This window comes from Pseudoalteromonas luteoviolacea DSM 6061 (assembly GCF_001625655.1).
In the GTDB taxonomy this organism is placed as follows: Bacteria; Pseudomonadota; Gammaproteobacteria; order Enterobacterales; family Alteromonadaceae; genus Pseudoalteromonas; species Pseudoalteromonas luteoviolacea.
Genome location: NZ_AUYB01000094.1, coordinates 36,015 through 58,631, shown reverse-complemented (window position 1 = coordinate 58,631; position 22,617 = coordinate 36,015). Strand labels below are relative to the sequence as shown.

10 protein-coding genes are annotated in these 22,617 nt (G+C 43.5%); all 10 read right to left on the bottom strand.

Annotation, left to right across the window (positions count from 1 at the left end):
• Window positions 1-169 (bottom strand): transposase (locus N475_RS26270; protein ID WP_211270608.1); only part of this gene is annotated, 169 nt, incomplete at its 3' end.
• A gap of 1,806 nt (window positions 170-1,975) precedes the next feature.
• Window positions 1,976-3,022, bottom strand: a complete 1,047-nt coding sequence (locus N475_RS07315; protein WP_063357134.1) for a DUF1015 family protein — start codon at window positions 3,020-3,022, stop codon at window positions 1,976-1,978.
• A 104-nt stretch (window positions 3,023-3,126) separates the two neighbouring features.
• Window positions 3,127-6,450 carry an efflux RND transporter permease subunit gene (locus N475_RS07310; protein WP_063357133.1) on the bottom strand — a complete coding sequence of 1,108 codons (3,324 nt, stop codon included), beginning with the start codon at window positions 6,448-6,450 and terminating at the stop codon, window positions 3,127-3,129.
• 24 nt (window positions 6,451-6,474) lie between these two features.
• Window positions 6,475-7,650 (bottom strand): efflux RND transporter periplasmic adaptor subunit, encoded by a 1,176-nt coding sequence (locus N475_RS07305; protein WP_063357132.1) that lies wholly within the window; start codon window positions 7,648-7,650, stop codon window positions 6,475-6,477.
• A 125-nt stretch (window positions 7,651-7,775) separates the two neighbouring features.
• Complete coding sequence (locus tag N475_RS07300) at window positions 7,776-8,495, bottom strand: putative 2OG-Fe(II) oxygenase (protein ID WP_063364972.1); 720 nt, start codon at window positions 8,493-8,495, stop codon at window positions 7,776-7,778.
• A 73-nt stretch (window positions 8,496-8,568) separates the two neighbouring features.
• Window positions 8,569-11,748, bottom strand: a complete 3,180-nt coding sequence (locus N475_RS07295) for a cyclic peptide export ABC transporter (RefSeq protein ID WP_081232393.1) — start codon at window positions 11,746-11,748, stop codon at window positions 8,569-8,571.
• A gap of 47 nt (window positions 11,749-11,795) precedes the next feature.
• Window positions 11,796-16,343: a non-ribosomal peptide synthetase gene (locus N475_RS07290; protein WP_081215919.1), complete on the bottom strand. Its 4,548-nt coding sequence runs from the start codon at window positions 16,341-16,343 to the stop codon at window positions 11,796-11,798.
• Window positions 16,344-16,347: 4 nt separating this feature from the next.
• Complete coding sequence (sbnB, locus tag N475_RS07285; protein ID WP_063357129.1) at window positions 16,348-17,367, bottom strand: 2,3-diaminopropionate biosynthesis protein SbnB; 1,020 nt, start codon at window positions 17,365-17,367, stop codon at window positions 16,348-16,350.
• Window positions 17,364-18,302, bottom strand: a complete 939-nt coding sequence (gene sbnA / locus N475_RS07280; protein ID WP_227008524.1) for a 2,3-diaminopropionate biosynthesis protein SbnA — start codon at window positions 18,300-18,302, stop codon at window positions 17,364-17,366. Before sbnA ends, sbnB begins: the two co-directional genes overlap by 4 nt.
• Window positions 18,303-18,351: 49 nt before the next feature.
• Complete coding sequence (locus N475_RS07275) at window positions 18,352-22,593, bottom strand: AMP-binding protein (RefSeq protein ID WP_063364971.1); 4,242 nt, start codon at window positions 22,591-22,593, stop codon at window positions 18,352-18,354.
• Window positions 22,594-22,617 lie beyond the last annotated feature (24 nt).

Sequence of the window (22,617 nt, the reverse complement as noted above, 5' to 3'; positions counted from 1 at the left end):
GGCAAGTTTCAATTGCAAAGTCAGTATATTTATTTGAACGACCACGCCCACCGTGTTTTTCTGCGGTTTGCCATTGTTGAATCGCGTCGTCGCTGAGCCAAATAGCAATATTTCCACGCTGTATCAAGGCTCGGTTATAGGCAGACCAGTTCTTAATTTTCTTTGTCATGGTGGCTTGAGCTGCGTTATGTTTTTTGATCTGATCACGCAAAAGGTCAGAAGTTCAACTATTTAGGAAACAAGGCCATATCACACTGCATTCGCTTGATGAGCAGGCTTTGCACCTGCTTCTAAACTTTTCTAACGCTATAAACTGCAATATTTTCTTCTCAAATTTTTCTAATGAACGTGACTAGCTCAATATTAGGCAGGTTGATTTAGTAGCAAAGTAAGTTAAATTAGAAATAGGCAATTTATTTCAAATTGATTAGACACTGAATCGCACACAGTAAACATCAGCAAAAATTGCGAATGTTTGTGGTCTCACTTTGCCTGAACGAAAAAACGGCTGCATGACTCAAAAGTATCAATATATGTATTGGCTATTCAATTTCACCAGCCAATTCATCTAAATGATGCTCAACGAATTACGAGTTAGAAGACCAACCCCTACCTATAATAGGTACTTTTTTAACCCTTGTTCAGGGAGCATCTGGTGTACAACTGAATTTAAATGAAAATTGATACTAGCGTAGCCTAAAGAGAGAGGATACTAACTAACACTATTGAGTAGTAACCAGACTAAACGTGCACGAAACCAAGCTATTTTGCCATTTGCTTTTTCTATTTTTTCCAGTTTCTCAAGAATTTTAGTCTCAGGAAGGCCTTATTCATTTGATTCTGCCTACCCTAAATTCAATGATGTGAATGTTGATAGGCAGTTACACAAAACTAGTTACAATCTCGTTTTAACCCGTAATTAAACCATATTCAGAGCTTACTTATTAAATACCTATAAAATCGTAAATCACTTCATAATATCAGCTCATTATTTGAATATGAACATATCAATTCGGCCTGCACAGAGATGCAGCCGTATACCAAGGGTTAGAAGCGGTTCCGCCTGCTATTTTATCTGTTAATTTTGGTGTTAATGCACTATCTAGACGAGATAACTTTTTTACTTTCTTTTTTTTCAACTCTAAAACCATAGTATTTTCCCTTAATTTAATTTTTAACTTTCAACTACAAAATTAAAATACAACATCCCAAAACTTAAATCAACACCCAAAAACAAAGCTTTAAAAATATTTTTACCTTTTAAATTAAAATCACTTCACACAACTCAAAACCCATATTAAAAACCAGGGCAACACCATTATAAATCGAATTATTTACCTTAAAAAACCTAATCAACTAAAATTAATTAAAATAACATCCAAACAATTAAAATAAACTTACAATTTAACAACCTACGAGTAGAAGTCTGAAGTCGCCAAATAAAAGTAGTGAACTATAAGTTACAAATAACCCCACTGATCCGGATGACTTTTTGCAGGAAAGCAAGCGTAAGTTACAACATAGCTAGTCATGAAATCATAAATGATTGTTGAAAAGCCAAAGCGCTCATAGACTATGGCTTTAACGAAAAGAGTACAGAAACAGGAAAAACTTTTCTAGTAACGGTTAAATGAGAAGTATGATTTCCTTGCAATAAAAGGTGCCATAAAGAAATAGCAGTACCAATTATAAAAACATCTCGAAAGACATATTCAACAAGCCGCTTCTACACAGTGTATATAACAATATTAAATTATCAAAAAATCCAAATCGTTAATTTTTTACTATAAAGTACAATTCACTTACAGTTGAAAAATTTGAATTCAGAATAACCTAGCACAATCTTGTTTTTACATGCAAAAAGTTAGATACCCCTTTATATCTTGTAGTAAAAATAGATTATTCAGATTAGTAAAACAGCCACCACCGCATAGTACCCCCTCTCCTTGTTACACCATGACATTCTTTATAATCATTATACAGTGGTTGTCTGGGTAGAAGATGTTTGCTGCCTTATTCCTACATGATGATACACCATACCGTTGGTTAGTCTTGGGATAAACCAGGTCGAATGAGGTGATAAACGTTCACCTTTATCCGCAATATGCATTATCAATTCAACGTTCACTGGTTTAAATACAAAGCCTACTGCAACCTGATTACTATTCATGTAGCTCTTGAATATATCACCAGTTTTATTGCCTTCGATAAAGACTACACGCTGATCGTTTTCAATATCTTCAACCGCCAATATCTTGTTGAAAATAATCGCTTCGAGGATATCCACTCCGGCAAGCTCCGCTAAGATACCAAAGTCTGGGTGAGAGGCTTTGAGCTGCAGGTGATACCAATTATCCGAGATAAACATGGCGAATTCAGTACTCCTCTTTGGCCTAACTTCGCAGCCAGAGGGTGATACATCAAAATACTCTTGTAGACACCGTAAAAAACCGGAAGAGGTAAAGCCGTTTAGGTCCCTACAACCGCGATTATAAGGCAATATATCGATTTCAGTATGCGGGAACAGCGCTGCCAGAAGGCTGATCGGCTCGCTTCGTTCAGACTCCAACAAATTACCAGTGGCCACTAGACGATGGTGACCATCCGCAACATACAAATCATCAATTTTTTTTAGCAATTCCGACATAGTAGCCACGGTGTCGCTACAACGAATCTGCCAAATTTGATGTTCAATACCATCAATCTGTTTGATATCGTCTGCCGGGCGCACGGTTTCTTGGTGCAAGATCGTACAAATGTTTTGCTGTTGTGGGTAGAACAACATTACAGGACTATGTTGGATCGGGTTATCCAACAACATATCGGTATAACGCTGGGCTTTTTCCTGAAAGATTTTCTCATGGGTTTTAATGCAACCTTCTCCCAACATCACCGCAGCCATTAACCCAGTCGATATTTTTACACCATCGCAAATACGATAGACATAATAACTCGCCGGAGGCGGAGGCTGCTGTGATATCGAATCGGCGTAATTGCCAAAAGGTAAGATGGTATACTTCATGTTATATTTTGCTCCATTTTATACAACAATCGAACAGGAATTCAGGATGTTTAAACCCCTGTGCGGTTACTTCCACAAATTCAGTGCGATAATAGTCGCTAAACCTAACTGTCGGGATTCGTTTGATTGGTCGATTCAGGTCTTAGTAAAGCCAGCTTTTCACTTAAAGTGAAAATGCAGCTCAATACAACAGGTACCAAGAATAAGGTAAACACCGTCGATAAAATCAGACCACCTACTACCACGGCGCCTACACCTCGGTATAACTCAGAGCCTGCCCCGGGCATCAATACCAATGGAAACATTCCGCCGACCGAGGTCAAGGTGCTCATCAATATAGGTCGTACTCGGGTTTTAACTGATTCGATAATTGCCTGGTTGGGGTTAAGCTGCTGCTTTTTGTCCGCTAGAAAGTTCAAAGCTTGGTGTACAATCAAGATCGCATTGTTGACTACTACTCCAGCCAAAATCACAAAGCCCAAAATCGTTAAAACGTCCATATTTTGAATCGGTTGGTAACGATTGGCGACACTGAGATTATGCACAATAGATAAGCCTATAAACCCACCAAGCGTCGATAAGGGTACAGTCAACATAATAACCAAGGGGTATAACCAATGCTGAAACAACACAACCAACATTAAGAAGACGAATAATAAGGCTAAAAACAGTGAGCTCGTTATTAATCCCCAGAAACTACCATCACCCACCAACTCCCTTTTGATGTCGTTTAGCTTTCCAGCTGAACCGGACAAACTGAGATCAATTGAGTCATCAAGACCCGCGGTATCCCTAAGAGATTTAATCATAGAGTTAATCTCAGCTATGGCTGCATCCACAGGTACCCCTTTAGGTGGGGTAAATTGCAAAGTAACCGCTCTTAAGCGATCAACATGCCTAATTTTAGCAGCACTATAGGTGCGTTCAACCTTGGCAACATTGAGAATATCAATCACTCGGCCACTAGGCGTAGTCAACGGCGCTTGCAACAGGGCATCCATCGGATTGTCATCCACAGCTTGCTCCGTCAGTATTTTGATATCTTTAAGTTCACCCCCGACCTCAAAGCTACGCTGTATCAGTACACCATCACCATTAGCCGCAATAGCTAAACCTAAGTCTTTATTAGTTAAACCAAAAGCACTCAGTCGTTCTTCGTTAGGGGTCAATTTCAAACCCAAGCCAGGAGATGAGAAGTTAGCAGGTTCAGGCACTACACTATAAGGGCCATACTTTTCACGCAACACTTGCATTAACGCAGTAGCATTGGCATTAACGAGATCCAAATCATCACCGAGTATATTAATGCTGATGGCTGAACCGGTATTTCCTGCAGTATTGAATAGTGGTAGTTGAAACGCAAAATTCATCACGTCTGGTACCTGAGCTGAGGCCACAGAGCCTTGCATCAATTGCACTAGGTCCACCGTTCTATCGTCTTCTTCGGGCATGGCAAATTGAATCAATTGGCCATTCCACGAAACTAGAAAATATTGTGCTATCGCAGGGGCTTCCACAGTTTTACCATTAATTTGCATATTTACAGGTTCTACTTTATTTTCGCCGTTATTAAACTCGGCTTCTCGGGCAAACTTTGCTCCCCCAGCCATCCATGATGGCCTGAGTTTGTCATCAATACGCTCGGCAATCTCTGTCAATTTCTCACTGTTATAGTTCGGTGGTGGGATCATAATGCCCAGTGCCGCATTAAAGTTACCAGACGGCAGGTAATCCATGGGCGGTATCAGCAGTTTAATGCCCGTGCACGTCACCACGAAAAAGAATCCCATCACACAAACGCAGGTTTTCCAACTGACTAATAAACGCTTAACTAATGCAGCGGCTTGCAAAGGCAGTGCGGTGATTACTCGCTCAACCTTAGTAAAGGATTCCATTTTACTAGGCGCCTGCTTGTTGCCTAGCATGCGCGTTGCTGCCGCAGGTATCACGATGACGGACACGATAAAACTCACACCGACGGCAGCCATTATGGCCAAAGCGATGTCTTTGAATAATTGGCCTGCGCTGTCTTGTATGAAGAGAATAGGAATAAATACCGCGATGGTCGTCAACGTAGAAGCGAAAATCGCTGGTGAGATCTGTTTGGTTCCCTTGGCAGCGGCCTCACTCGGATGATCCCCCATTTCAATATGGCGATAAATATTTTCTAAAACCACGATGGCATTATCAATTACCATGCCTACGGCAAAAGCCATACCAGACAGTGAAACGATATTGATAGAGCGTCCAAACGATACTAGTACCACGATTGAGGCTACTACCGATACTGGAATAGCGATAGCAATAACGCCAATAGCACTTAAACTGCGCATAAACAACAACAACGTCATGACTGCTAATATTCCACCTATGATAATATTGCTTTTTACCAAAGAAACCGCATTTTGTACGTACAATGAGGTATCATAAGTTTGCACCAATTCTAATTTGCCGTTAATACCCAACTCTTTCGCTTTTCTGGCTAGCAATCCGTCTGTACTATTTAACTCTCTCAATTCGGCTTTAATCTCTTCCATGGTTTGCAACAAATTAGCACCTTGTTGCAGTTCCATACCAAACATAGGCATTTTCTTGCCACGCACCCGAACCCAATCATTTGCTTCTTTAAAAGTAATCTGAACTTTGGCAAAGTCACGCACCCGGACTATGCCGCTATCGGTGCGCTTGACCACCAAGTTTTCCACACTTTCGATGTCCTGGTAACGACCAGTAGTTTGCACCAAAACATCACTTTTGCCATCCGGTAATAAACCGCCAGAGAAGGATTGATTGTTGAGTTTCAATGCAGCCAACAGCTGATCGAAACTGAGTCCAAGATTGGCCATGGCTTGGGGATTAACCCAGATGCTCAATTCAGTGTCTCTAGCACCTATGGCGCTAACTTTAGAGACCCCTTCGATACGCTCTAACCTTGGCAATAAGCGCCGTTCCATAAAGCTGTACAATGTCGTCGAATCAAATTGTGGATCACTTGAAGCTAAAGCTGCCCACGCAACGGTCACCACCTTGGTCGGGTCCACAGGAGACACTACTGGCTGTAAAACCCCTTCAGGGTACTGTGGGACTTCGTCGAGCTTCTGCAATACTTTTTGCATCGCGATATTAATATCGATGCCAGATTTAAACTCAAGACTGATAGTTCCACGATTAGACATGCTGGTACTGGTCATCGTCTCCAAACCACTTAAATTGCCTAACACTTGTTCCTGTTCCGAGATAATATCGGACTCAACCTGTTTAGGAGATGCGTTTTCCCAAAAAGTATTTACAGTTACATAAACAGAATCCACCGAAGGCGTCATTTGCACTGGCACCTGAGAGAAAACCAGCAATCCGGACATCAATGAAATAATTACACCAACGGCAACTGTGATGGGGTATTTTATTGCACTTTCAATAACTCGCATGATACTTAAACTTCCCTGTTCGCTTTATAGCAGTGAATCGTTGTGTCGCAGCGACAAGGATTCAATAACCGTCACAGGCTTGACAGGCAGTAGACGCTGGTTACCTTCAATAACCACTTTATCACCTGGCTTTAGCTGACCTTGGGCCTCAATAGCAACATAGCTGCCCTTAAAGAACAGTTCCTTAATAGCAACAGCCTCAGCAGTCTTGGTAACATCTTTATCATCAGCAACTGAGTCCACCACTTTATAAATTAGAATACCGTTATGGTTACGAATAATGGCATTTTTATGCACATACAGATGAGCTTTTTTATCACCTAAGGGCAACCACCCAGTCAATGTCATACCAGGCATCAAGTCATTTGGAGTGTCGGCAAGTTCTGCAACCATATAAAAAGAACCGGAACGCTTATCGATTTGAAAAACTGGTTTTACTTTAGAGCTGAACAAACTGTGGTCATTGACCACAAGCGTTATATTTTGTGTCGTATTATTGGACACTGCAGATGCAAAACGCTCAGGTACTTCCAGCCAAGCCTGTAGCTGGTTTTTGGCATCAACTTTAATCAGTGCTTGACCCGGCACCACCCACTCGCCAACATCGGCTACTTTTTCAATTACGATTGCATCATAAGGTGCTCGTATTGTGCTGTCTTGTAGTTTTATCTGTAACAAATCCAGTTCACTTCGACCGGCTTTGTATTCATGAATAGCCGCTTGATAAGCAGCTTGGGCACGGTTAAGTTCTGCTCTGGTAGTTCTGAGCTTTTGCGCCGACACAGCTTGTTGTTTTTGTGATACATTGAAAGCATCGAAATCGGCTTGCCAGTTGTTCATTTCAAATTTTCGTTGTTCGGCAATCGCTTTGAGTTGGGCTACACGAGATTGCTGCTTGGCAACATTTGCTTGAAAACGGCGGCTGTCAAGTTTAGCCATAACTTGGCCTTTTTCGACAAAGTCCCCTTCTGTAACCAAAATTTCCGCGACTTTAGCAGAATCGCTGGCTGATAAGGTTGAACTGGCTGATGCCCGTAAATTCCCAGTAACACGATAATTTACTGTACTATTTTGTTGGTAGACTTCATTTACTCTAACCAATTGTTGAGCCAAAGCCTGACTGCTGGCAGTACCGACAACCATGGACAAAGCAGCACTCAGTATTGCTTTATTGAGTAGTGTCTTATGTTGTTTTTTCATTGTTATTTTACCTACGATACAGTTATTGTTCTCAACTCTAGACTCAAAACACAAATATATATGTGTACAGTTGAAAAAGAGCATGGGAACAGAGCCCCCACACCCGCTAAAAGGTTTTAATATCTTTAGGCCTTTTCAAGCTCTTCCATATCGGGAACCCACCAACGCTCCGCTGCGAAGTTGATTAAAGCCTTTTGTTTGGCAACATATACATCCAGTGCAATGGAAATTCTTGCGATTTCGCCGATGTAAGGTCTAACTTCATGGCGCAGGTAACTAGGGAAAAATGCCAAACGGCCCGGTTTGGGATCTTTGTTGATTTTCCAATCTTCATCCCACAAGCTCACAGAACCTGCTTGACGATCGCCGTGTGAGCGGTCGATAAAACCGGGACGGTAATATACGGTTTCACCTGAACCTTCTGGTTTGTCGGGGTTTTGATTACACTGCACCTGAAAATGAGCACTGATCCAAGCCGGGTCATGGTGGTGTATTAACAGACCTTCACCATTTCTGAGAATGTTGGCCCAGCAAGAAATACCACTGATGCGAAATTCCGGTGAGCGATAATCTTCACCAACTGATTTACAATATTCTTTAAAACCTTTCAAAACTCGTCGCCTTAGTTCACGGCATTCTGGATAATCCCAGTTCAACACGTTGTACTCCAACCAGTGAGCAGTGATTCCTTTTGAGTTACCCGCGACCTCAATAGCCTGACCTTTAAGAATTTCTTTTTCCTTGTTCATTATGATTTTGGCCAGTCCTTTAGTGATATCTTGATCAGCCTCAACAGTAATTATGCGAGTTGGCCAAAGATTAATTTCCTCTGTACGAAGTTCCATGATATTTCCTATTTCTCTCCGGATTCTTCCGGTTTTAACCTGTTGTAGATATTATTTTTTTGGGTTTTAGGTGTTAGACCCCCACGGGTTCCGAGCTAAGCGAAATGGGTTCCTTACTAATTGAATGAGCCGACTCACCTTTAGAAATAGTTGGCTTTCCCATTTCCATCTTGATGATTTTGTCAGCCACATTAAAGTAGTGGTCATCATGGGAAATGACGATGACGCATTTGTTCTGACGTTTTAGCTCCGGTAAGATGACTTGGTAAAATACCTTTCGGTACTCTGGATCTTGGTCTGCGGCCCATTCATCAAACAGATAGATTGGACGCTCATCAAGGTGACTGACCAACAGAGCCAATCTCTTGCGCTGCCCGGTAGAAAGGTCGGTCGACGCGATTTTCCCTTGCTCTATGTTGACGATCTTGGACAAACGCAAAGTATCCAAGTGTTCATCAATTTGCGATTGTTTGTCCTCCGCGTTAACCCCATAAAGCTTATTGAATAAGTGATAATCCCAGAATATCGCGGTGTAGAGCTGATTAAGTTCGTCACTGTTAATGACGCAATCGTTTACGTTGATTTGGCCATTGCTCGGCACATATAACCCGGTAATAAGCTTGGCCAATGTCGATTTACCACTACCGTTACCACCAGTGATAAAGGTGATCTCTCCTGAGTTGAAGTAACAACTAACCGGACCGACAATAAAGCTCGGTGTGGCTGGCCCTCCTTCTTCAGATTTGCCTTGACTTTCATTTTGGCGATAATATTCATAAGTCACATCTTTAAGTTCAATCGTCACATCCTTGTTAACTTTCACGACGCTATTGTTTGAAGAGGTAATGCTCTCGAGTGCCATTTCATCCAATCTATCAGTAAGATTGCAGACACGTTTCCAAGCTACCTTGATTTTCATTAGGTGTGGAATATTGTTTAATACGCCATTGACTGGCCCAGTCATATACAAAAACACCAGCACAAATGTAGTCAGATCTGCAGTACTCAAGTTTTTGAATATAGCTGGGTATATAAATGCCACAAAACCAATGACGATGGTAAAGAGTAGCTCCCCCATGACCAGTACATTGATATACTTAACACCAGCATTAACATTACTATCGCAATATTCCTGACAGCTGTCTTTCATGTCCTCATGGAAATGAGCTTTTTTCTTATTATTGAGGTTGAGTTCTTTCAAGCCTGCAGTCAAGTCATTGATATAGGCAAAGAAGTACTCCTGAACCGTACGAGCGTTTTCCAAATGGGCATTGGCTCGAGCACCTGCGGTGAAAAACAACATGGTAGCAAAGGTCACTACAAGCAAAGCCAACAACAGCCCCCATATACTCACTGAGCCCAAATAGATAAAGCAGAACAACAAAGTAGTTGCCGATGTGATCATCATGATCAGATAGTGTGGGAATTGGCTAATAAGTTCCGCGTCATTGTTAAGCACAGTTTGAATATTCTCACGCTCGACTTTTTCGATTTGATGGTAGGGCGAGCTAAGAATACGTCTGACCAAACCCATACGCATATTAAAAATAGTTTGATTGGTCAATGACAATACTTTAGTCCGCACCACTTTTTGTCCTAATACATATAAGACCATACCAAACAAAAAGATAATATAGAGACCATTACCTAGTGGATCGGGCGATTGCAACGCCATGTTGATAGTGAAAATACAGAACGTATTACCCAAACCACTCAAGGCGCCCAAAGCTGAGATGACGAAGATCTGTTTATCGTTCGGTTTTTGATAAACCATGGTGTAGATGGTGTAGGCTGAGAATGAACTGACGCCGATAAAGACAGCAGCAATCCCCAATATCAACGTATTCGGTGCCCAAGTATTAACTACATTCCAGTTGACTCCGCCGAAGAACACCTTCGGCAGGCTGTTAACACACACAGCCAAGCCGACCAAAAACAAAGCTGCCACAAGAATTTTGATAACAACTGAGACCACTGTGCCTTCAAATTTTCGGCTACCCTGTCTTGTTTCAACTATCGAATAGACCAAAAAACCTAAGTTAACCAAGGTAAATGGAAGCATAAACGCTATCAAGCCTAAAGCTACTTTATCTACACTGGCATACATGTCGCCTTCAATATACGGAATTGGCTGGTCAAGCAATATGTTGTTGATACCTCGTGCCAACTGTTCGATGCGGTCGCTATTAATGTTGGCTAACACCGCAACCGCCTTTTGCTCTTGAGGGAAGAACATCATAAAGGTCGAGAAGTTGGGGTTGTTGCCGCTGTGGCTTATTTCACCAGAACCTTGCTGAATAGACCACCAGCCTGATGCATAAGAACCACCATTGAACCATGGTTTAATAGAACGATCCGGCCTTAACGCTTTCTCGAATAGTGATTTATCCAAGCTACCGCTATCGATAAGTCCCAGCTGTATTTTCAACCAACGCTCAACATCATTGATGTTAGAAGACAAATAAGCCGCCGGTGCATTACCTCGATATATAGGCGCATCGTACGCTTCCAAACCACCAAAATGGTGTTTATAACCGGTAGCATGATTTTCGGCTTTGACAAAACTGGTTTGGTTTAAACCCAAAGGTTGTAGTACTGCTTGAGTTACATAATCTTCATAACTCAAACCACTCACTTTGGCTATGATCGCACCCAGTACGTCATAGTTGATGGTGGCGTATAAAAACACGCTCCCAGGCGGATGTACCAGTGCCACATCATTGAGCTTAGCTACATCTCGAGACAGTGCTAAGCTATCGGTAGCTTCACTAAACAAAGTTATAGAATCAAACGGAATTCCACTAGTGTGATGCAAAACCTGCTGCAAGGTGACTGGTGAGTCCTCTCCTTCATATTGCATATTAAATGCTGGCAGGTGATCTCTTACTTTATCGCTTAAACTCAATAAACCTTGTTGTTCAAGAGTATGTAAAGCCAAGCCGGTAAAAGCTTTAGTGTTAGACGCCAATTCAAATTGGGTATTGGCATTTACTTTAGTTTGACTCGCGATATCCGCCATACCCAAACCCACTTTATGGCTTGTCAAACCATTTTCTATCACCACTACACTCATGCCTGGAATATTACCTTCTCGCATTTGTGCTTGAAGGAACTGGTTAATCTGCGTGGCCTTGGGGTGCTCTATGCTCACCTCACTCACAATCTGAGGAGGTGGTCTTAAAGATAACCATGCCATTGCGACTATCATCATTAGTGCTGGGATAACCAACTTCATTTTATTTATTTTTAACATGTCACTTCCTAATAACACTGCACGAAATACTTTTATCGGGCTGGGCTTTACTCAAATAACGCTTCAAGATCATCATAATCCAAATCAGCGGTACTAAAATCCGATGGTGTAAATTCAACGCTCGTTTGTTCATCACAAAACTTCGCCAAATCAGTAATACATTGCTGATAACGGGTAAGTAAGTCACTCATATTCTCTGTATTTTGCACCCTCTCAGAGAAAGACAACTCAATCACCAATTGTTGATCTTTTATAACTAATGCAAAGTCCATCAAGCTCGACAATCGTTGTTTTGGATGCTGACTCAAGTGAAAGTCAACAATCGACAATTGCTCATTGGTCAGCATTTGGTCAAAGTCACCCAAATAATTAAACCGAATGCGTCTTTGCACTCCTCCGGTCAACAGCCCCTCCAAATGATGCAATACGCCAAAACCGATGCCATCATTAGGAATTTGCCTGCAAGATTCTTTCACGAGCTTTACTCGGCTGGCCAAATCACAAGATTGCATGGGCAGCGACAAAGGATAAATGGCAGTAAACCAACCTATGGTGCCCGCCAACTCGGTTTCAAATCCCTGTCGTCCATGAGTTTCTAGGTCGATTACCTGATTTGTGCTTTGACTAACGTCAACTTCAGCTAAGGCTTGGGATAGCGCAGCTAATAGTAGCTCTTGTGGCGTTGTCGAGAAGCTCTTATTGGCGCTTGAAAGCAACGAATTAGTCGTGTGCCTATCCAATGTTACATGCAGCTTTTTTTGCCACTGAACCAAATGATCAGTGTCGGTTCCATCAGAGATTTGAGTAACCAGAGTCTGCTCTTGATCCAGCTGAGCCTGCCAAAAGCCCACCTCTTCATGAAACGAGCCGCTGCGGCTCAGCTGTGCTGACCAATCAGCATAAGAACACGTTTTAGGTGCCAAAGCACATGCTTGACCAGCCTGTAGTTGATGCAGTAATTCACAGAGTTGCTCGACCAGAATACGCCACGAAATACCGTCTACTGCAAAATGATGTGCACAAAGAATTAGATAATTGGCATCGCTATCACAATACCAACCAGCAGCCAGCAACCAACCATTCTGTAAATCAATTTGCTTGCTTAATGATGAAGTCAACCGCCTGAGTGATTCGGAATCGGCTCTAAAATCGAGGCTAGGATTAAACTCCGTCAGACTGAGAGTCTTTCCAACAAGCGCGGCGTTATATTCATAAGTACTTTCTTCAGATGAATAGTTTAACCTGAACATATCATGATAATTGATCATAAAATTCAAGGCTTCTTCTACATGCTCCTTGCTGAAGTAGCTCTTCAGACGCAAAGTCAAGCACTGGTTATAGTGACTAGCTTGTGGCTGCTCTTGGTTCATGTACCAATGCATGATTGGACTAGCCACTATCTCGCCTTGCGCTGGTTGCTGGTTGACATGGCCGGATACCGACAATAACTCGACTTCATTCAGTATTTCGCTGAATCTCCCCTGGGTCATAATGGTTTGTACATTCAAACCAAAACCCCTCTCCTGCAATAAAGTAGACAATTGAATGGCTTTGATGGAATCACCACCAAGATGAATAAAGTGCTGTTCCAGACTGATCCCCGGCAGTTGCAATACTTTTGCCGCAGCGTCAAGCAATGCCTGAGCTGCTTTGCTCGCCACCACAGCGTCTACCACAGCTGGCGCTTCTTCAATTGCTGCTTGCTCTAGCTCCACATCCAGTAAGGCTTTAATATCGACCTTACCATTATGGGTCAACGGCAAAGCCGTCAATCGAACAAAGTGACTGGGGATCATATACTTTGGAAAAAATGCAGCCAAATAAGTTTCCCCATCAAAACATTCATCTCCTCCCCCCGTAACATAGGCACATAGCTGTGTTGAGTGCGCGTTTATCTGTTTCAACACCACCTTGGCATCATCTACCTGATCGTGTCGACGCAATTGAGCCTCGATTTCGCCGCATTCTATGCGATAGCCATTGACCTTGATTTGGGAGTCATTGCGGCCAAGATAATGAATTACTGAACCGTCAAAGAATGCTTGATCGCCCGTTCTGTACATGCGTTCCCCTACAGCAAAGGGGTTTGGTAAGAAAGCTTTTTCCGACAACTCTGGTGAATTTAAGTAACCTAAGGTCACGCCATCTCCAGCAATGTATAACTCACCTTGCTGGCCTGGAGCCGTCGGCTGCAAGTCGTCATCCAGAATATAGATGGCGGTATTAGCAATCGGTACTCCAATCGCTACATCTACTATGGTATTGGCTTCATTGTCCGCATCATGTTGCGGGTCAAACAAGTACGTCATACTGCCTACAACCGTTTCAGTAGGGCCATATTCGTTAAAGAGACGTAGTCCATCACCAAACGCTGAACAGACTTGAGCTGCTAACTGACGATTCAACGCTTCTCCCCCAAGAATAAGACTATGTATCTTTGAATCTTGCAACGTCATGGTCTTAATCAAATTCAAGTGGGCTGGGGTTAGTTTAAGTACGGTACATTGATTGTCTTTGAGAATATCGAACAACACGAACCCATTTTCAACCGCACCATAAACCACGACTTTGGCACCACATATCAGTGGACTGAAAATTGAAGTAACGGTCAAATCAAATGCCGGTGACGAGTAAAACGCCATAGCATCTTGCTCACCCAAAAGGTAAGTCTTCGAAGCCCAACTGATATAGTTCACAACTCCTTGATGGTGTACTAAAACCCCTTTGGGGTGGCCAGTGGAACCAGAGGTAAAAATTATATAAGCCGGGTCTTGACCTGCTACTGATGGCCACTGTTGCTGCTGAAATATAGGTTCTTTGACTTGCCGTGCAATAGTCAGAGCAAGTGGTAAAGTTTCTACAGCTGTAGCCAAATCCTGGTCACTCATATCCAGTACTAATTTAGCCTCAGCGTGGTTGAGCATGTAGTCGATTCGTCCATTTGGCGTAGCGATATCAATGGGGCAATAGACAGCACCGCACTTAAGTACTGCCAAAATAGATATCACTAACTCAGAGCTCGGCGGTGCGATGATAGCCACCACATCACCTTTTTCAATACCTTTAGACTGCAGCAACCCAGCCATTTTCAATATTGCTTGTTCAAGCTCATCATAGCTATACTGGCTTGAAGGTGCCTGCAAGGCAATTCTGTCAGGCGTTGCGTTACATTGCGCACTAACTAAATCAATGATGCTTTTATTTGCTGGGTAATCTTGCTGTCGTTGATTAAATCCATTGATCACGTAATCACGTAGATCGGGTGATAGCAAAGTCACCTCTGACAATGTCTTTCGGCCATCAACTTCACTAACAAGCAACTGCTCAAGAACAGCAAAGAACTGGTCGGCCATCTGACTTACTTGCGTATCGCTATAGCAACACAGTTTATGGTCGACATCCAACTGGTACACACTCGACCCTGCTTGTGGCTTTACTATAAATTGTAAATCATAAGCTTGATGACCGCTGTAGCGTTCGTCATTCTCAATAATAATATCGGAAATGGATTCCAGATTACGGGTATTGTAACAATTGACAGACAGTCCAAATAAACCGTCTTGCTGGTGTTGCGCCAGCCCCAAATCCTGAACCAGTTGGTCATAAGGATACTTTTGATGGCGTAAGTCTTGCCGCAACTGCTTTTCGACATAACCTATAAAAATATCGGTGGTCTGTTGATTGTCCACTTCAAATCGAGATGCCATAGTGCTTGTAAACATACCAGCCATGGCCCTAGTCGTCCGAGATGTGCGGTTGAATACTGGCACGCCGACGGTAATATCGGACAATCCAAGCCGTTTGTTCATCATCAAAGTGGAAGTAGCCACAACCAAAGTGTTAACGGAGCAACCAAGTTGTTCGGCACGCAGTTCGAGCCGACGACTTAATTCAACTGTGAACGGCCGAGACAAACGCGAACCACGTGTAGCATCTTTATTTTTGTACGGCCGTGAGTAACCGCTCAAATTCGGCAGTGTGGCATATTTTTTATGCCAGTAGGATTGGTCTTTAGCAAAGCGATCTGAAAGCAAATATTCGGCCTCTTGTGTCACCGCTAACCGATAATCTTCACCGAGTTTTAACTCTGGGCTATCATCACTTGGCATGCCAGTAGGCATTCGGCTTAAACGCAAGTAGCCATCAGCTATTTTCTCGCTAATCTTTAAAAATGTCCAACCGTCAGCAATAAAGTGATGCAATTTGATATAGAACCCAATCCCATCGGGCAACTTTATCAGCTTGATGTCATACAAAGGGCCCTGATCAAAGTCCAGTGGCAAAGAGGCAAAATTATCCATCCAGCAATTTAAAGCATGCTGTGGATCATCACTATTGCTGAGGTCTACGACATCAAACGTTTGCTCGGAATAACCTGCAACATACTGCTTATGCTCCATATCAACCCATTGATAGCGCAAACGAAAAACTGAGTTGTTGGCCAACAGTCGATTTACTGCCATATTCAGGGCAGGTAAGTCCTTTTCCCCCCGATAAATGGCGGCACCGCCGAGATTGTTCATCGGCGTGCCTGGGTGCAGTTTTTCTGTATAACATACCCGTTTTTGCGCATGGGTAAGAGAGAAAAAGTCCATTTTGTTAAACTCTCGTCATATCATGAAAGAAATTAGGAGCTTCGAGGGTATCACCAGACTCTGTCGCGGTCTGATAAACGAAATTACCCACGGCCAAATCTAAAATTCCCATGCCGAATGGCGAGAAGATAATCGGTTGGTTACGTTCCGGTACTGGCTTGCCATCGAGGATTTCCGCTAATGAGCTGTATACGAAATCGCGATTGCCTTGCCTTTGCTCAGTCAAATGCAATGAAGTTTGTGCTTTGAGACAATGGTCAACATCATCCACCACATTATGGCTTTCTAAGATGATTTCGGGAGCTAAATCGCGCAGAGATATATGCAACACGATAGGGTTGTGAGAGAAACAAGCGATATCAGTTACGTGCGGCTCGCCGGCGGTAGTAGCAAAAACTACCATCCCTGAGCCATTGATCAATTCTGAGGTAGAGCTCTTCGTACTCACATCGGAGTCTGTGAACTGTGGGTAATCGGCTAAAATACGCTTTTTGAAGCTTTCAATATATTCTTCATTCAAATCAAACAGATTAATATGGTTGATCTGCCAGCCATTGCCGACAAAGAAGTTGAGAATATAACGGGCAATCAAGCCAGTACCGACAATACCCAAGCTATCAATCACTTTGTTTTTATCATTTAAGTGATAGGCCGCCAAAACGGCTGAAGCAGAGGTTCTCGCGGCACTTATGATGCTGGATTCAAGACAAGCATAAGGATACCCAGTTTCATAATCATTCAAGATCAATACGGCTGAAGCTCGAGGGATAGCACGTTGCAAATTAGATGGGAAACTAGAGATCCACTTAATACCACTTAGTTTAACTTCATCATCTATATGAGCCGGCAATGCAATAATGCGCGCATCCGGCTTTTTGTCAAAACGTAAAAAGTAGCTGTCGGGATTATGCGCGTTACCATGAAGAAAGGCCAGATAGGCCTGCCCGATGTGCTCGATCACTTCGTCGTGTTTTGATGCAATGATCTCGGCAATAGTTTGGCCGCCAATAACTTCAAATTTCATCTGTTAAACTTCCTCTGCGGTGTTCTTGTTAAATTGGTCAAATTCTTTTCAACCCAATTTGGGTTATAAATAGTATTTAAGTATTTCTCGCCACCGTCCGGTGAAATGCACACTACAGTGTCATCAGCACCGATTTGGTCGGCATATTCTCGTATCGCCGCCAAAACGGTACCGGTAGAGCCGCCAAACATATAGCCCTTGCTCGCCCAATACCGACATTCTTTGACAGTCATGATCTCTGCAATCATCTGCACCTGCTCGACTTCATCGTGATCGCAAATTGGCGGTACTCGGCTGGTTCCTAGGCCTGGAATGTAACGCTTCCCGGTGTCACCACCGAAGGTAATAGAACCCTCGGTGTCTACAGCAACAATTTTGGTATTTGGTGAGTGCTCTTTGAAAAAGCGTGTACAACCCATCAAAGTACCTGTAGTACCAGCACCAATAAACAACCAGTCCACTTCAGGAAAGGCTTCAAGGATCTCAGGGCCTGTAGCACTGTAATGTGCAAAACAGTTGGCCTGATTGGCATACTGGTTAGTCCAAATCAGGTTCGGATTCTGTTCACACATCTCCGCTATGGTTTTAAGGCGGGTCATCAAGTAGCCGCCGTTTTCGTCTCTTTCTTCGACGATGATCAAATTCGCGCCGGTTGCCCGAATGGCATAACGAGCATTTTCTGTTGACGCTGGGTCGGTAACACAGGTGAATTTGTAACCTCTGGCAGCACAGATAATGCTCAGCGCTACGCCCAAGTTGCCAGAAGACGACTCAATGATCTCGCATCCGGGTTTCAACTCTCCGCTTGCTTCCATCTGGTCGATGATGCTCAATGCCGATTTCATTTTAATCGAGCCTGCTGCATTGAAGCCTTCGTATTTCAACATCACTCTGCCTTGGCACATGTCTGGCATCTCAATAAAGACGTCACGCATCACCAGTTCCTCGGGTGAAGTAACAATAAAGGGTCCTTTATTATTCATTTTATTGGTCCTTGTTATTGGCCTTTTCATCTGATTTTTCTAGCCACAGTGCCTTGTGTAACTCAGCCACATTCGGTGGATAGAACATTGAATCGTGGTCCCCAGAGATCTCTGTGTAGGTCACATCTCCCAAAGTCATTTTCTGCCAATCTTCCTTGGTCTTGCGGGCATAAATAAATTCTTTGGCACTAACCACTGTAATATGTGAACGGATCAACACTTTTGAGGAATAGTCGTAGTTAACCAGCTGGTTGATATTTTCATCAATCCTTGCTTTCCACTCCCTAAAGTCCATATTGTCATCCTTGTCGCGTTGGCTTCTGACAATATTTTCATCTTTGGCATAGTGTATGTATTGGTCTTTTTTAACCGCCAGTTTAACTGCCCAACTCCCCGGTTTTTGCAGTTTGCGCTTGGCCCTAAGTAGTTTGATTTTGGCTTCGTGCATAACCACAGGCACATCGAGGATCACCAACGACAGAACCTCCTTACCCATATCCTCTAGCAAACGCACCAACTCGTAAGAGATGTAGGCCCCCATGCAATGACCACCGATAATGTATGGGCCTTCCGGCTGAATTTTAAGAATTTCATTAAGATACTCACCAATCAACTCGTAATGATTGCTCGGCAATACCGAATTATCAACCAAGCCGCGGGCCTGCACACCGTAGACAGAATGTGTATCATTCATCAGCTTGGCCACATTGCGATAGGAGTACACAGTTCCGTCGGCAGTATGGACGAAGAAGGCTTTAGCTGGCTTATCGCAGTCATTCAACTTGATGATACAACGCATATCGTCCATGATGGTTTCTTGCTGCAATTCACTAGACAGTTCGCGGATGTTTTTTTTCAAAAACATATCGCCCATAGAAACATTGATACCGGTGCGGGCACCAATCTGGTTGGCGATTTTCAACACGCTGATGGAGTTGCCGCCGATCTCGAAGAAGTCATCGGTCACGCCGATATCTTGCGGGTCCATATCCAAAGTCTCAGCCCAAATTTGGCGAATTTGAATTTCCAACTCACCTTCAGGCTCGACTTTGTCGGCACGTTGTTTAACGGAGACTTTGGCCAGTTGCTTACGGTCGATTTTACCGTTGGCAGTCAATGGCATGGCATCTAGCAGATGCATGTGGCTCGGTACCATGTAGTCCGGCAATTCATATTGCACAAAACGTTTTATCTGGTCCGGCAGTGCGTCTGCATCTTTACCATTTTGGTAGTCTTCCTGAGTAACAAAACACGCGCTCAGTTGATGTCCGTTAGGCCCTTCATTGGCTACAACGGCCACTTCTTTAATCGCCGGGTGGCGACGGATGGCCGATTCGATATCACCCAGCTCTACCCTGAAGCCGCGGACTTTGATCTGCTGGTCGTTACGGCCAAAGAAGTCGATGGTCCCATCATCCATCCAGGCACCGATATCACCAGTTTTGTAGGTGCGGGGATGTTTGTCTGTGGCATCAAGGAAAACGTTAGTAGTTTTTTCCGGGTCATTCAAATAACCCCGTCCAACACCGACACCGGCAACACAGATCTCACCTTTAACGCCCACTGGGCACAGGTTCATATTGTCATCGACGATGGTAACCGACATATTATGCAAAGGTCGGCCGATAGAGACTCGGTCAGAGGTGACTACACTTGACATAATATGATGGGTAATATCGTCCGACGCTTCGGTGGGCCCATAAGCATTAACCACGGGAATATCAGCAAATGTTTCAAGCCAGGCGTTGACCAGTTGCGGTTTCACAATCTCACCAGTCACAATCAAAAAACGTAACACCTCAAAACTCAATTGTTTTTGCCCAATCACATCCAAGAGTACTGATAGATAAGAAGGTACAACTTCAAGGATTGAAATCTTGTCGTCAATCACCTTCTTTAAAAACGCCTCTGGGTCCAAAATTAATTCATTGCCATAGATATGAACCGAAGCTCCTAGACTCAATGCCGAGAAGTACTGCCATACGGAGATGTCAAAATACAATGACGCATTTTGTGCCACGACGCTGTCTTGATTCATCTCCATGTCATGTATTTTGGCTTGGGCATGGTTGACTAAACCGCGATGTTCGATCATCGCGCCTTTTGGCACCCCGGTAGAACCAGAAGTGAAGATCACATAGGCTAGGTTGTTGCCGTCAAACTTGTCTTTATAAGGCGAAACGAAATCATCGTTGTTGTACGCCTTCAATACCGACAAATCGTCTTGGTATTTATTTCTTGGCTTGGCAGGCTTATTGGCTTGGCCCTTGTCGACATGAATGAAGGTGTCGTAACGGAACTTGGTCAGTTCGTTCTCTATAGTGTAACTTTTGTCTGCATTTTCGACCTTGCAAATTGCACTGTTGATCTGAGCCAAGTCTTCGAAAAAGCCTTGGGATACAAACAGCTCGGAACTCCAATCCAATTTGGTTTGCACCTCTTTTTGCGGGTGTTGCTGTTTGTAGGCAGTCAAATCAGCGATTAGCGCTTCTTTGCGATCTTGGTCCATGACATCACCGACAAAGATAATGCCCTTGTTACCCAATTTTGCTACCGCTTTGTCAATTACCTGCCGCAGGTAGTTATGACCATGAAAATCCTGAATAACACTGTTGATCACGATAACATCGAAGTCTTGCTCTTCGATTTCGCTGATCTGGTGAGCAGGCATAGCGGCCAACTTGATGTTATCGATATTTTCGCTATCGACCCGCTCTTGGTTCTTGCCGATGATGACCTCAGACAAGTCAGTACCCATGTAAAAACCAACTTTTGGTGCCAAGCTGAACATTGTGATACCCGATGCACAACCGATCTCCAGAATACGCTTATCTTTACCTAAATACGGCTCTAACTTATTGAGGGTATTTTCACGGTACTCACCCATCTCTTCACGCGGGATAGGGTCGCCTGTATAACTGGAGAACCAACCACCACCAGTGATGTCATCAGTCGCGTTTTCACCAATATAGTGCCACAACTGCTGACTCATCAATTCGGACTGCTCCGCTTCTTCGACATTGAGCACATCATCAGTGTCTAGACAAATGAAAGTATCGAAAGTCTTGCCCTGCCATTGAAGCTCGTTGAGTCGTTTGATCTGTTTGGCTTGAGAAAACACGATGCGAATTTGCGCATTGTCCAACACAGTGACGATCCGCTCGTTAGACAACTCGTCATTGATTGGCACGTAAGCACCACCGGCTTTCATGATACCCAAGATAGCGGCAAAGCAGTCAATTGAGCGGTCCATGATCAAACCAACACGCTCTTCAAATGCCAGTTTTTTATGCTCACACAAGTATTGAGCAATATGGGTGGCACGTTGCTCCAGTTGAGCATAAGTGATCTGCTCACCGTCGTGAGTCAGTGCCACTTTGTTTGGGTTTTTCGCCGCACTTTGGGCGACCAAATCGGCCACAGACACGCCATCGTCAAATGGCGTGGGTTGACGGTTGAACTGGTTGAGGATCAAATCCCGCTCTTGCTCTGAACACAATGAGATATCGGCTAGCTTTTGGTTGACGTTTTTCGCCAATTCCACTAACAAACGACCATAAATATCACCCAGTTTTTGGATAAACCCGGCACTATACTTTTGCTTGTCATAGTCAAAAGACAAGTCCATCAAGTCGCCTTGTTGGCTGGCTTTGACAACCAGGGAAAAACCGTCGGCAGGTACTGATTTCATATCTTGAATGTTGTCTAATATGATTGCCGAGTCAACCAAGTTTCTCAGGGCATTACCTTCACCTTTGTCTTGCATCCATTGACTGATAGCTTCATAGCTCAGCGTCTGATTTTTCAAAGCGCTGACTTGGGCTTCTTGAATCTGGGTCAACAACTCCCGTACGTCGAAAGCTTCGGCCAGCGAGTTTCTGATCACTAGCATGCGTCCCTGCTCGGCAGCGCTGTCGGCACTATAACCAGGGGTGGCAACAGCAATATCTTTGCTGCCGCTGCACTTGTTGACCATCAGGTGCCAACCGGCCATCAATAGCAGGTGCAAGGTATGATGAGACTTGCCGGCCAATTGCCAGACATAGGCAAACTGGCTGGCCTCAATCTGGCTGGTGGCTTGACTTCTTGGGCTTTCGTTTTGGCCTTCATCATGGCTGACGCCGTGTAAATCGTAAGGTATGCGAGAAACCCCGGTCAGCTTGTCCAGTTGTTTTTTCCAATAAACTTTGCTACCCAGAGACTGCGTTTTATTTGTTTTTTTTTCTAGTCCAGCTGTAGACACTATTGTTATCCTTATAATTTTTTC

What these genes read in the sequence shown, in the direction of transcription:
- sbnA (WP_227008524.1), bottom strand. Translation starts at nt 18,302, where the DNA reads ATGCGTGACGTCTTTATTGAGATGCCAGACATGTGCCAAGGCAGAGTG.
- N475_RS07310 (WP_063357133.1), bottom strand. Translation starts at nt 6,450, where the DNA reads ATGCGAGTTATTGAAAGTGCAATAAAATACCCCATCACAGTTGCCGTT.
- N475_RS07305 (WP_063357132.1), bottom strand. Translation starts at nt 7,650, where the DNA reads ATGAAAAAACAACATAAGACACTACTCAATAAAGCAATACTGAGTGCT.
- N475_RS07290 (WP_081215919.1), bottom strand. Translation starts at nt 16,343, where the DNA reads ATGGACTTTTTCTCTCTTACCCATGCGCAAAAACGGGTATGTTATACA.
- sbnB (WP_063357129.1), bottom strand. Translation starts at nt 17,367, where the DNA reads ATGAAATTTGAAGTTATTGGCGGCCAAACTATTGCCGAGATCATTGCA.
- N475_RS07300 (WP_063364972.1), bottom strand. Translation starts at nt 8,495, where the DNA reads ATGGAACTTCGTACAGAGGAAATTAATCTTTGGCCAACTCGCATAATT.
- N475_RS07315 (WP_063357134.1), bottom strand. Translation starts at nt 3,022, where the DNA reads ATGAAGTATACCATCTTACCTTTTGGCAATTACGCCGATTCGATATCA.
- N475_RS07295 (WP_081232393.1), bottom strand. Translation starts at nt 11,748, where the DNA reads ATGTTAAAAATAAATAAAATGAAGTTGGTTATCCCAGCACTAATGATG.